The sequence below is a fragment of the Brevundimonas sp. GW821-FHT10A07 genome, from assembly GCF_059415785.1.
Genome location: NZ_JBWKNX010000016.1, coordinates 13,180 through 26,000, shown reverse-complemented (window position 1 = coordinate 26,000; position 12,821 = coordinate 13,180). Strand labels below are relative to the sequence as shown.

The 12,821-nt window shown below is 67.1% G+C and carries 11 protein-coding genes; 1 reads left to right on the top strand and 10 read right to left on the bottom strand.

What is annotated here, in order from left to right; translation table 11 throughout:
- Positions 1-169: 169 nt before the first annotated feature.
- On the top strand, positions 170-1,237 hold the full coding sequence (gene prfA, locus AC07NC_RS13340) for a peptide chain release factor 1 (RefSeq protein WP_008262463.1): 1,068 nt from the start codon (positions 170-172) through the stop codon (positions 1,235-1,237).
- Here prfA and AC07NC_RS13335 read toward each other — a convergent pair whose 3' ends face one another.
- The 10 genes from AC07NC_RS13335 to AC07NC_RS13290 all read right to left on the bottom strand — a co-directional run bounded on the left by AC07NC_RS13335 (position 1,238) and on the right by AC07NC_RS13290 (position 12,780).
- Positions 1,238-1,606, bottom strand: coding sequence for a hypothetical protein (locus tag AC07NC_RS13335; RefSeq protein WP_494569848.1), 369 nt, complete (start codon positions 1,604-1,606; stop codon positions 1,238-1,240).
- 130 nt (positions 1,607-1,736) lie between these two features.
- Positions 1,737-2,372, bottom strand: coding sequence for a glutathione S-transferase family protein (locus AC07NC_RS13330; RefSeq protein ID WP_494569847.1), 636 nt, complete (start codon positions 2,370-2,372; stop codon positions 1,737-1,739).
- A gap of 56 nt (positions 2,373-2,428) precedes the next feature.
- Positions 2,429-3,949, bottom strand: a complete 1,521-nt coding sequence (gene odhB / locus AC07NC_RS13325; protein ID WP_494569846.1) for a 2-oxoglutarate dehydrogenase complex dihydrolipoyllysine-residue succinyltransferase — start codon at positions 3,947-3,949, stop codon at positions 2,429-2,431.
- A gap of 42 nt (positions 3,950-3,991) precedes the next feature.
- The gene (locus AC07NC_RS13320; protein ID WP_292147623.1) at positions 3,992-7,006 is read right to left on the bottom strand and encodes a 2-oxoglutarate dehydrogenase E1 component; all 3,015 of its coding nucleotides are present in this window, start codon (positions 7,004-7,006) and stop codon (positions 3,992-3,994) included.
- 371 nt (positions 7,007-7,377) lie between these two features.
- On the bottom strand, positions 7,378-8,280 hold the full coding sequence (gene sucD / locus AC07NC_RS13315; RefSeq protein WP_008262761.1) for a succinate--CoA ligase subunit alpha: 903 nt from the start codon (positions 8,278-8,280) through the stop codon (positions 7,378-7,380).
- 18 nt (positions 8,281-8,298) lie between these two features.
- Positions 8,299-8,724, bottom strand: a complete 426-nt coding sequence (locus AC07NC_RS13310) for a PIN domain-containing protein (RefSeq protein WP_494569845.1) — start codon at positions 8,722-8,724, stop codon at positions 8,299-8,301.
- The gene (locus AC07NC_RS13305; protein ID WP_035310073.1) at positions 8,708-8,971 is read right to left on the bottom strand and encodes a ribbon-helix-helix protein, CopG family; all 264 of its coding nucleotides are present in this window, start codon (positions 8,969-8,971) and stop codon (positions 8,708-8,710) included. The genes AC07NC_RS13310 and AC07NC_RS13305 overlap by 17 nt, the downstream gene beginning before the upstream one ends.
- A 53-nt stretch (positions 8,972-9,024) precedes the next feature.
- The gene (locus AC07NC_RS13300; RefSeq protein WP_494569844.1) at positions 9,025-9,936 is read right to left on the bottom strand and encodes a hypothetical protein; all 912 of its coding nucleotides are present in this window, start codon (positions 9,934-9,936) and stop codon (positions 9,025-9,027) included.
- A 33-nt stretch (positions 9,937-9,969) separates the two neighbouring features.
- Positions 9,970-11,160, bottom strand: coding sequence for an ADP-forming succinate--CoA ligase subunit beta (sucC, locus tag AC07NC_RS13295; RefSeq protein WP_008263529.1), 1,191 nt, complete (start codon positions 11,158-11,160; stop codon positions 9,970-9,972).
- A 99-nt stretch (positions 11,161-11,259) separates the two neighbouring features.
- Positions 11,260-12,780 (bottom strand): spinster family MFS transporter, encoded by a 1,521-nt coding sequence (locus AC07NC_RS13290; RefSeq protein ID WP_494569843.1) that lies wholly within the window; start codon positions 12,778-12,780, stop codon positions 11,260-11,262.
- Positions 12,781-12,821 lie beyond the last annotated feature (41 nt).

The window sequence follows — 12,821 nt, the reverse complement described above, 5'->3', positions numbered from 1 at the left end:
ACGGCTGATCGGCCGTCAGCTAGTCGTTTGGAACCCTCGGCGTAAGCGCCTCTGACGCCATCGTTATCCAAAATCACAATCCCGGCGCCGACCGTGGTCCCCGCCGACAATCGACATCGCGCCCCTCGGCGCGCTAAGGACGGCCCTCCCTTTCTCCAGGATTGCCCCCTTGCGTCTGCCCCAGGCCCGTCTCGATCAGGTGCTCGACCGTTTCCACGAGGTGGAGGCCCGCATGGGTGCGGCGACGGACGGCGTCGAGATCGTCCGCCTGTCCAAGGAGCACGCCGAGCTGAAGCCCGTCGCCGACGCGGTCCAGGGCCTGGCCCGACTCCGCGCCGAGATGGCCGATCTGGAGGTCATGGCCGCCGATCCCGAAATGGCCGCCATGGCCCAGGACGAGCTGCGCGACCTGACCGAACGCCTGCCGCAGATGGAGCGCGACGTCGCCCTGCTGCTGGCCCCGCGCGACGCCGACGAGAACGCCTCGGCCGTGCTGGAAGTCCGCGCCGGCACCGGCGGCGACGAGGCGGCCCTGTTCGCCGGCGACCTGTTCCGCATGTATTCGCGCTACGCCGCCACGCGCGGCTGGCGGATCGAGCTGGATTCGGCGACCGAAGGGGACGCCGGCGGCTACAAGGAGATCATCGCCACCGTCACCGGCGACGGGGTGTTCGGCCGACTGAAGTTCGAAAGCGGCGTCCATCGGGTCCAGCGCGTGCCGACGACCGAGGCCGGAGGCCGCATCCACACCTCGGCCGCCACCGTCGCCGTCCTGCCCGAGGTCGAGGACGTCGAGATCGAGATTCTGGAAAAAGACATCCGCATCGACACCTTCCGCGCCTCCGGCTCGGGCGGTCAGCACGTCAACAAGACCGACTCGGCGGTGCGGATCACCCACCTTCCGACCGGGATCGTGGCCACCAGCTCCGAGAAATCGCAGCACGTGAACCGCGACAAGGCGATGAAGAACCTGCGGGTCCGCCTGTACGACATGCAGCGCCAGGCCAAGGATCTGGCCCGCGCCGACTCGCGCAAGTCCCAGGTCGGGTCGGGCGACCGGTCCGAGCGGATTCGCACCTACAACTTCCCCCAAGGCCGGGTGACCGACCACCGCATCGGCCTGACCCTGCACAGCCTGCCCCAGATCCTGGAAGGCGATCTGGACCCCATGCTGAACGCCCTGATCGCCGAGGACCAGGCCGCACGCCTGGCGGATCTCGAGGCCGAGTTCGGCTGATCAGCCCAGCACGCCCAGCATGGGCAGGCACAGCACCAGGGCCGTGACGGCTGTATAGCCGGCGAAGGCGTGGACCGACCGGCGACGGCCGCTCAGGGCCGTGGGCTCGGCGATGCGGACGGCGCGATCATTCCACAGCAGATACAGGGCCTGGATCGTCCACCCGGCCAGGAAGGCCGCGACCGCCCAGCCGCTGAGCGCCGCCAGGGCCGCGCCGGAGGCCAGGACCAGCATGGCGCCCAGAGCAATCACCCCGTCCCCGACCTGGTCGGTGACGGACACCGGGATCAGCCCCGACAATGCACGCTGCAAACGCCAGTTGAGCCAGGCCTGATACAGAAGCATCAGCCCGCCCAAGACGTAGAACACCCCTATCGCGCGCGCTGCCCACTCCATGGCGGGAATAAGGCGTCATTCCCGCCCGGGCCGTAAGTGCGGAAAACCCCTTAGTCGGCTGAAAAGGTCCAAGCGGCGCAAACGAGACACAACCGATGATATCTCAGGCTGCGCGCGTCTGCTCGGCCTGGAGCGCCCGGACGACCGCCGGACGACGGCCCATCCGGTCGTAATGGGCGCGTACATACGGAAACTCGGCCACATCCACGCCGTCGCCTTCCAGCCAGCCGGTGAAGGTGAACAGATAGGGGTCTGCGACGGAATAGGCGTCGCCCATCACCCAGTCGCTGTCTCCGTTCCGGGCCAGATCCGCCTCGATCAGGGTGAAACAGTCCCGCATGTTCTGCGCCACCTTGGCCGCCATCGAGGCCTGGGCCGCAGCGTCGTCGCTCCAGCGCGAGGCCCGGCGGCCATGGGCGTGGGCGACGTGGACAGTCGAGGCCAGATAGAGGTTGAAGGCCTGCATCCGCGCAAGGGCGAAGGGCTCGACCGGCGCCAGCAGACCCTGCGGAGCGAGGGCGGCGATATAGGCCAGAATGGCCGGGCTTTCGGTCAGGATTCCCTGATCGGTCACCAGAGCCGGAACCCGCCCCTTGGGGTTGATCGCCAGAAACTCGGGCCGGCGCTGGTCCCCCTGGGCGAAGTCGACCAGGCGGGCTTCGAACGCCAGGCCGGACTCTTCCAGCGCGATATGGCTGGCCCGGCTGCAGGATCCGGGGGCGGTATAGAGGGTCAGCATGATCGGCCTCGTCGGGAAAGAAAAAGGCGACGAGAACCTCGCCGCCTTTCCGTCTCTTACAGGTCCAGCAGGGCCCGCTGCGGGTCTTCCAGCAGTTCCTTGATGCGGACCAGGAAGGTCACGGCTTCCTTGCCGTCGACGATGCGGTGATCATAGCTGAGGGCCAGGTACATCATCGGACGGATCTTGACCTCGCCGTTGATGGCCATCGGGCGCTGGACGATGTTGTGCATGCCCAGGATGCCCGACTGCGGGGCGTTCAGGATCGGCGTCGACATCAGCGACCCATAGGTGCCGCCGTTGGTGATGGTGAAGGTGCCGCCCTGCAGCTGGTCCATGGTCAGGGCGCCGTCGCGGGCGGCCTTGCCCAGGGCGCCGATGCCCTTTTCGATGCCCGCCAGGCTCAGGGTGTCGGCGTCGCGCAGCACCGGAACCACCAGACCCTTTTCGGTGCCGACGGCGACGCCGATGTCATAGTGGTTCTTGTAGATGATGTCCGTGCCGTCGATCTCGGCGTTGACGGCCGGAATCTCGTGCAGGGCCGCAACCACGGCCTTGGTGAAGAAGGACATGAAGCCCAGCTTTACGCCGTGGCGCTTCTCGAACACCTCTTTGTACTGGGCGCGCAGGGCCATGACATTGGTCATGTCCACCTCGTTGAAGGTGGTCAGCTGGGCGGCCGTGTTCTGCGATTCCTTCAGGCGACGGGCGATGGTCTGACGCAGGCGCGTCATCTTCACCCGCTCTTCGCGCGGGCCGACGGCGCGCGGGGCCGAAGGCGCGGCGGCGGCGGCCGGAGCCGGGGCGGCCTGACCGATGGCGGCGATGGCGTCAGCCTTGGTGATATTGCCCTTGGGCCCGGTGGCGGCGATGGCCTTCGGATCCAGATTGTTTTCGGCGACGACGCGCTGGACGGCCGGCGACAGGGTGTCGTTCTTGCCGCCCGAGACCTGGGCCGAGCCGGTGTTGGCCGGAGCGGCGGCAGGCGCCGGGGCAGCGGCGGCCGGAGCCGAAGCGGCTGCGCCCGAACCCGAAACCGAACCGATCTTCTGGCCGGGGGTGACGGTCGCGCCCTCGTCGGCGGCGATGGTCAGGACGCCGTCAGCCGGCGCTGACACTTCGACCGCGACCTTGTCGGTCTCGATCTCGACCAGCAGTTCGTCCTTCTTGACGGCGTCGCCGCTCTTCTTCAGCCACTTGCCCATAGAGCCCTCGGCGACGCTTTCGCCCATCACCGGCACGGTGATGTCGATGCCGGACGCAGCGGCGGCGGGCGCCGCCTTGGCCTCGGCCTTGGCGGCCTTGGCTGGGGCCGGGGCCGGAGCCGCAGCAGCGGCCGCACCGCCTTCGGTCACCGAACCCAGGACCGTGCCGGGAACGACGGTGTCGCCCTCGGCGGCGTTGATGGCGCCCAGGACTCCGTCGGCCGGCGCCACGACTTCCAGCGAGACCTTGTCGGTCTCCAGTTCGACGAGCAGTTCGTCCTTCTTGACCGCGTCGCCGACCTTCTTGGTCCATTTCGCGATGGTGGCCTCGGTGACGGATTCACCGAGGGCGGGGGTCAGGATGTCGGCCATGTCGGGTCCAGCTGTCTCTTTGGGAGTATTCGGTGAGGTGTATCAGGCGAAGGCTTCGTTGGTGAAGGTCTCGAGTTCCTTCAGGTGGCGGCTCATCAGGCCGGCCGCCGTCGAGGCGGAACCGGGACGGCCGACGTAGCGGGCGCGCTTGGAGGCGACGTCCAGCTTGTCGAGAGTCAGCTCCAGCCACGGATCGACGAAGGTCCAGCCGCCCATGTTCTTCGGCTCTTCCTGGCACCAGACCACTTCGGCCTTCGGGAAGCGGGCCAGTTCCTTGCGCAGCGACTGGATCGGCCACGGATAGAACTGCTCCAGGCGCAGGATATAGACGTCGTCCACCGCCTGGCCGTCCTTGGCCTTCTTCTCGCGGGCGTCCAGCAGGTCGTAATAGACCTTGCCCGAACACAGGATGACGCGGCGGATCGCCTTGTCGGCCTTGATCTTGATCCCGGCGACGTCGGGGCGGGTCTGGGCGTCGTCGTGCAGGACGCGGTGGAAGGACGAACCCTCCGCCAGATCCTTCATCGACGAGACCGCCTTCTTGTGACGCAGCAGGCTCTTGGGCGTCATCAGGATCAGCGGCTTGCGGAACGGCCGGTGCATCTGGCGCCGCAGGATGTGGAAATAGTTGGCCGGGGTGGTGCAGTTGGCCACCTGCATATTGTCTTCGGCGCACTGCTGCAGGAACCGCTCCAGACGGGCCGACGAGTGTTCCGGTCCCTGGCCTTCATAGCCGTGCGGCAACAGCATGGTCAGGCCGCTCATCCGCAGCCACTTGCGCTCACCCGAGCTGATGAACTGGTCGATCACCACCTGGGCGCCGTTCACGAAGTCGCCGAACTGGGCTTCCCACATCACCATGGTGTTGGGGTCGGCCAGCGAATAGCCGTACTCGAAGCCCAGCACCGCCTCTTCCGACAGAGCCGAGTCGATGACCTCGTAGTTGGCCTGGCCTTCGCGGAGGTTGTTCAGCGGGATGTACCGCTCTTCGGTCGTCTGATCGATGATGCCCGAATGGCGCTGCGAGAAGGTGCCGCGCACCGAATCCTGGCCCGACAGGCGAACCGGGAAGCCTTCGTCCACCAGCGAGGCGAAGGCCAGGCTCTCGGCCGTGGCCCAGTCCAGGCCTTCGCCCGAGGTGATGGCCTCGCGCCGGCCGTCGATGACCCGTTTCAGCGTCTTGTGCATGTCGACGCTGTTGGGGATGGTCGTCAGGCGGTGGCCCAGGTCGGTCAGCTTGGCCAGGGGCACCGCGGTCTCGCCGCGCAGTTCGTCCTTGGGTGACTGGAAGCCCTGCCACTGGCCGTCCAGCCAGTCGGCCTTCTCGGCGGACCAAGTCTTGCCGGCCTCGAACTGGTCGTCAAGGAAGGTGTCGAACCGCGCAATCTCAGCGTCCACCTCGGCCTGCGTCAGCACGCCCTCGGCGACCAGACGCTGCGAATACAGTTCGCGGGTCGAGGGCTGGGCGCGGATCTTCGAATACATCAGCGGCTGGGTGAAGGTCGGATCGTCGCCTTCGTTGTGGCCGAACCGGCGATAGCAGAACATGTCCACCACCGCGTCCTTGTGGAATTTCTGGCGGTATTCGGTGGCCACCTTGGCGGCGAAGACGACCGCTTCGGGATCATCGCCGTTCACGTGGAAGATCGGCGCCTGGACCATCAGCGCAACATCCGACGGATAGGGCGACGAGCGCGAGTTCCGCGGGCTGGTGGTGAAGCCGATCTGGTTGTTGATGACGAAATGCAGGGTGCCGCCGGTGCGGTAGCCCTTCAGCCCCATCAGGGCGAAACATTCGGCCACCACGCCCTGGCCGGCGAAGGCGGCGTCGCCGTGGATCAGCAGGGGCACGACCTTGGAACGGTCCAGCGCCCATTCGGCCTCGGGCTTGCCGGCGTTGGCCTCACGGATGTCGAACGCCTGTTTGGCGCGCGCCTTGCCCAGCACCACCGGATTGACGATCTCGAGGTGCGACGGGTTGGCGGTCAGCGACAGGTGGACGTGGTTGCCGTCGAACTCGCGGTTCGAACTGGCGCCCATGTGATATTTGACGTCGCCCGAGCCCTCGATGTCGCTGGGCACGGCCGAACCGCCCTGGAACTCGTGGAAGATGACCTTGTAGGGCTTGCCCATCACGGCGGCGAGCACGTTCAGGCGGCCGCGGTGGGCCATGCCCAGCACGACCTCGTCGACGCCCAGATTGCCGCCGCGCTTGATCACCTGCTCCAGCGCCGGGACCATGGCCTCGCCGCCGTCCAGGCCGAACCGCTTGGTGCCGGGGAAACGCTTGTGCAGGAAGCGCTCGAAGCCCTCGGCCTCGATCAGCTTGTTCAGGATGGCCAGCTTGCCTTCCTTGGTGAAGGCGTTCTGCTCGAACTTGTCCGGCCCTTCGAACCGCTGCTGCAGCCAGGACTTCTCCTCCGGCTCGGCGATATGCATGTACTGGATGCCGATATTGCCGCAGTAGGTGCGCTTCAGCAGGTCCAGCACCTGGCGGATCGTGCCGGTCTGAAGCCCCAGGACCCCGTCCAGGAAGATCGGACGATCCATGTCGGCGGCGCTGAAACCATAGAATTCCGGCGTCAGTTCCGGGTTTTCGACCGGCTGTTCGATGCCCAGCGGGTCCAGCTTGGCCTGCAGGTGGCCGCGCACGCGATAGCTGCGGATCAGCATCAGGGCGCGAATGGAATCATGGGCGGCGGCGCGGATCGCGTCGCCTGAAACCTCGACCGGCGCGGCCTTGGCCGCTGCAGGCGCCGGCGCGGCGCCGGGCTTCTTCGGATCGGGCTTGGGCGCCGGCCAGCGGCCGTCGAACACGGCGTTCGCCTCATTGGGCTCGGTGGCGGTTCCGCGCCCCCAGGCGCCGGCCTCGGCCGAGGCCTTCACGCTGGCGGCGTTGTCGCGCAACTGGTCGAAGAAGGCTTTCCATTCCGCCGAGACCGAGCCGGGATCATTGGCCCACTTCTCGTGCAGCTCCTCGATATAGGCCGCATTGGACCCGTAGAGGAAAGAGGTCTCGGCAAAGACCTGGTTCAGCCGACCCGCATCGTCCGCCATTGTTCTCGCTATCCCTTGGGCCCCGCCGGACACATCTCCGTGAGGGGCGCGCCCGTCATATAGGCGTGCTTTCCTTATGGGTCATGACCGAAACGGGGCAATTCGGTGAGAAATTGGTCGCAGGCGCAAAGAAAACGCCCCCGGCCGAAACCGGGGGCGTCCAATCCTGCCGAGACCGGCATTTTTCATTCTCCCTCCCCCACGGGGGAGGGGGCGAAGCGAAGCGGAGCCGGGTGGGGCGGGCAGGGCGACGCCCCACAGACCCTCTAAAACTAGACAGGTGCGGCCCCGCCTAGCCGCCCCCACCCCGTCGCTGACGCGACGCCCCTCCCCCGCAGGGGGAGGGAGAGGCGCCTGTGCGCCTTGGCTCCTTAACCCTTCAGCACTTCCACCAGGGTCTTGCCCAGGCGGGCCGGCGATTCCGACATGCGGATGCCGGCGGCTTCCATCGCCGCGATCTTGGATTCCGCATCGCCCTTGCCGCCCGAGACGACGGCGCCGGCGTGGCCCATGGTGCGGCCCTTCGGAGCCGTGCGGCCCGCGATGAAGCCGGCCATCGGCTTCTTGCGGCCCTTCTTGGCTTCGTCGATCAGGAATTGGGCGGCGTCTTCTTCGGCGCCGCCGCCGATCTCGCCGATCATGATGATCGAAGTGGTTTCCGGGTCGGCCAGGAACAGTTCCAGCACGTCGATGAACTCGGTGCCCTTGACCGGGTCGCCGCCGATGCCGACGGCCGTGGTCTGGCCCAGGCCTTCGTTGGTGGTCTGGAACACGGCCTCATAGGTCAGGGTGCCCGAACGCGACACGATGCCGACCGAGCCCTTCTTGAAGATATTGCCCGGCATGATGCCGATCTTGCACTCGTCCGGCGTCAGGATGCCCGGGCAGTTCGGACCCAGCAGGCGCGACTTGGAGCCTTCCAGGCGGCGCTTGACGTTGACCATGTCCAGCACCGGAATGCCCTCGGTGATGCAGGTGATAAAGGGGATCTCGGCGTCGATGGCCTCGATGATGGCGGCGGCGGCGCCCGACGGCGGGACATAGATCACCGAGGCGTCGGCGCCCGTGGCGTCCTTGGCTTCGGCGACCGAGGCGTAGATGGGCAGGGTTTCGCCGTGCGAACCCGTCCAGTTTGTGCCGCCCTTGGTCGGGTGCACGCCGGCGACCATCTTGGTGCCGTGATAGGCCAGGGCCTGTTCGGTGTGGAAGCCGCCGGTCTTGCCGGTCAGGCCCTGGACGATGATCTTGGTGTCTTTGTTGACGAGGATGGACATGGGGTCTCGCTTCTTTGGCTAGGCGGAGAGGAAGGGGTTTTCGACGCGGACCGACCCGTAGGTCTGACCGTGAGTGAGAACTTCGGAATAGAGCACCTTGGCGCCCAGCCGCTCGGCGGCGGCGATGATGGCGCCGTCCCAGTAGGACAGCTGATAGCGGCGGGCGTTGTCGACGCCCGCGACCACCACCTCCGGCGTGATCGGCTGGCAGGGCTTCATGGCGACGACACGGACCCATTCGCGGGCCTTGTCCGGCGAAAGCGGCGGCGCGCCCTTGCGCGTGGCGTTGTTGTAGAACTCGGCGAGCACCTGGCCCGAGGTGCAATAGTCCTCGGTCAGCACGATCTCGCGCGCACGCTCCCACCTATGCCCCGCATGGTCGCGACCAAGAGCGGCGTAGAGCAGAATATTGGTGTCGAGAAAGACCTCAGAACTCGCGATCAAACCGAGGGTCTCCGCTGTAGGTTTCTTCCCGTGTGAGCGGACGCCAACCCTCGCCTCCGCGGCCTTCGGATTCGTCGATCAGTTTCAGCAGCGCCTCGCGCGCCTCGTCCTTTGAGGTCTCCTGCTCGACCAGCCGTGTCAGAAAGCCGCGCACCATCTCGTTGACGCTGGTCCGCTTCATGGCGGCCAGAACCCGCACCTTGTCGAGCAGGTCGTCGTCGATGGCGAGGGTCAGGTTGCGGGTCATCGGCCTACACGGGTTATGTGGAACACATAGGCCGTGGAGCGAGACGGGGCAAGTCAGTCCCTTGTCGGCCAGCGGGGGCTCGGAATATCGAGCAACAATCCCAGCCGCCGCAGAATCCAGGCCTGAACCGGCGTCAGGGCGTACAGTCTCTCGAACAGCGCGGCCTCCCGGCCCGCGGCCCGCGCCTCGGCGTAGTCTGTCTGCTGTCGTCTTCGGCGACGGCCGCACTCGGCCGTATCGCCGACAGCCAGCCGTCGATCCCATTTGGCGCGCCAGCCGTCCAGGCTGATGGCGTCATAATGGAGCAGCCAGGCCCGACCGCCAGCGCCGGGGTCGCGGGCGCGGGCGGCCTTCAACGGAACCCCCGCCCGCTTGGATTCGTGGATGCAGACGGTGATGTCGGCCAGGCCGCGCCGCACGGCGTGCTTGCCCATATGGTGGCCCAGCAGCCCCCGGACGAAGAACTTGCCGGTGCCCGGATAGAGGCCGTGACTCAGCTCGGACCAGAACGGCCCGCTGTAGGACTTGCGGGCCAGACTGGCCCCGTATTCCAGATTGAGATCGTCCCCGGATCGCCAGACCGCCTCGACGGTCTCGAAGATGACGGACTCATAGTCGGCCGGAACCGCCTCCAGCACGGCGGCCGGCGAGACCGCGCCGAACAGCCGCTCGTCTATATCGACGACCAGCAGCCAGTCGGCGGCCAGGCTGCGATAGGCCGCGCCATAGACGACCCTTTGCCGACCCTCGACCGTCGCCGGCCGACCGCCAAGGGCGGACCAGAAGGCGTCGTCACAGACGATCAGCTCGCCTTCAGCCAGGCCCACGGCGTCCGGCGACGGCGCGGCCGCGCCGTCGAAATAGACGCGAACGCGCGCGGCCCCCTTGCGGCGGAAGTGATCGACGAAGGCCGCGACATGCCGCTCCGGCGCCAGGGCCATGGCGACGACTTCGAACACGGCCATCGACGACGTCCGCCTGGGGGCGAGCCGCCGGACCTAGCCGACCGCCGCGACGATCTTCTGGGCGGCGTCGTCCAGATCGTCGGCGGCCTGGATGGTCAGACCCGACTCGTTCAGGATTTTCTTGCCCAGTTCGGCGTTGGTGCCTTCCAGACGCACGACCAGCGGCACCTTCAGACCGACTTCCTTCACCGCGGCGACGACGCCCTCGGCGATGACGTCGCACTTCATGATGCCGCCGAAGATGTTGACCAGGATGCCCTGGACGTTCGGGTCGGCGGTGATGATCTTGAAGGCCGCAGCGACCTTCTCCTTGCCGGCGCCGCCGCCGACGTCACAGAAGTTGGCCGGCTCCTTGCCGTACAGCTTGATGATGTCCATCGTCGCCATGGCCAGGCCGGCGCCGTTGACCATGCAGCCGATGTTGCCGTCCAGCGAGACATAGGCGAGGTCCCACTTGGAGGCTTCGATTTCCTTGGCGTCTTCCTCGGTCTCGTCGCGCAGGGCGCGCATGTCTTCGTGGCGGAACAGGGCGTTGCCGTCGAAGCTGACCTTGGCGTCCAGGACGCGCAGACGGCCGTTCTCCATGACGATCAGCGGGTTCACTTCCAGCATGGCCATGTCCTTCTCGACGAAGGCCTTGTACAGCGCCGGGAACAGCGACTTGCCGTCTTCGGCCGCATCGCCCGTCAGGCCGTAGGCGGCGTTGATGGCGGCGACGTCGGCCTCGGTCACGCCCGTGGCGGGGTCGATGACGATGGTCTGGATCTTCTCGGGCGTGTCATGGGCGACGGCCTCGATGTCCATGCCGCCCTCGGTCGAGACGACGAAGGCCACGCGGCCATACTGACGGTCGACCAGCAGCGAGCAGTACAGTTCGCGGGCGATGTCGGCGCCGTCCTCGATATAGAGGCGGTTGACCTGCTTGCCGGCCTCGCCCGTCTGGGCGGTGACCAGGGTGTTGCCCAGCATTTCCTTGGCGTTCTTGACCACGTCCTCGATCGAGAAGGCCAGGCGCACGCCGCCCTTGGCGTCGGCCGGCAGTTCCTTGAACTTGCCCTTGCCGCGGCCGCCGGCGTGGATCTGCGACTTCACGACATAGAGCGGGCCAGGCAGTTGCTTGGCGGCGGCCTCGGCCTGATCGGCCGAGGTGATGGGCACGCCCTCGGCGACCGGGGCGCCGAAGCCCTTGAGAACCTGCTTGGCCTGATATTCGTGGATGTTCATGGCGACCGCCGCAATCTTTGCTGGGAAGGGTTTGCGGGGCTTATAGGCTCCGCCCCTTCGCAGGCGCAACAGGGGTCGACCATGGTTTTGGTCTAAGCTTCAGTCGACCCAGTCCCGCTTCAGCGTCCGCGAGGCCCCGATCAGCAGGACCGCCGCCAGCACATAGAAGCCCATGCCGGTGTAGATGGCCCACCGCAGGCTCTCTTCCCCGAACCGGGGCGCCAGCAGGTCGCTCATCCAGCCGAAATAGTAGAAGCCGACCGCGATCCCCAGCAGATTGTTCAGCAGCAGGAACAGGGCCGAGGCCGTGGACCGCATGGCCGCCGGGACCAGATGCTGGACCGCCGCCGTGATCGGCCCCAGCCAGGCCAGGTTCAGACCGGTCGGCAACAGGAAGATCAGGAAGGCCAGGACCAGTTGCTGGGTGTTGCTGCCGCCGCCCGGCAGGACCAGGCCGATCAGCCAGGGCGAGTTCATCGCCAGGATGAAACAGGGCGCCGAGATCAGGAAGGCGATGGCCGGGGTCAGGGGATAGGCGCCCTTGCCCTTTTTCGACAGCTTGTCGGCGATCATCCCGCCCAGCCAGATGCCCAGCAGACCGCCGATCAGGGCGATGCCGGCGTAATACCAGCTGGTCTGACGCAGGGTCAGGTCGAAGCTGCGCATGAAGAACAGCGGCAACCAGCCCGCGACGCCATAGCCGCACACCGAGGACGAGGCCGCGCCCAGGCCCAGCAGCCAGAAGCTGGGCTTGCGGATCACCACCGAGGCGGTGCGTCGCGCCACCATCAGCGACACGCCGATCACGCCGGCCAGCAGGCCGCCGAAGGCCAGGACCAGCGGACTGCCCAGGGACACGCCCAGCAACCAGTTCGCCGCCGCCAGGAGCAGCAGCCCGGCGCCCAGACCCAGCATGACCTGGGCCGCGATCCGGCCCGCCCGGTCGGTGCCGACCGGCGCGGCCGCCAGGGCCGCGACCTGGGCCTCGGTCTTGACCGCATCGGTTCCGCCGCGCTGGGGATCCTTCACCGTCAGCCTCAGCAGGGGCGCGACCAGCAGGCCCAGCAGGCCGACGACGATGAAGGCCGTGCGCCAGCCGTAGGTCGCCGCCAGCAGGCCCCCGACCAGGGTGCCCGCCGCCATGCCCAGCGGAATCCCGAAGGCGAAGGCCGCGAGGGCCCGCGCCCTTTGATGGGGCGGGAAATAGTCGGCGATCAGCGAATAGGCCGGGGCGACCCCGCCCGCCTCGCCCACGCCCACGCCCATACGGCACAGGAACAGCTGGCCGAACGACCCCGTCATGCCGCACAGGGCGGTGAAGCCGGACCAGACCGCCAGGGCTCCGGTCATGATCCAGACCCGGCTGAACCGGTCGGCCATCCAGGCCAGGGGAATGGCCAGGGTCGAATAGACCGATGCGAAGGCGATGCCGCCCAACAGGCCGAACTGGCTGTCGGACATGCCGAACTCTTCCTTCAGCGGCGCGGCCAGGATGCCGATGATCTGCCGGTCCAGGAAGTTCAGCATGTAGATCAGGATCAGCACCGCCAGCACATAGAAGCGGTAGCCCGGTCGGTGCGGCGCGGGCGCCTGCGCGTCCGTCAGCGTGTCGGTCGTCATCGGCGTTTCCCTCGACATGTTCTTCTTGTTGGGGCGAGCCT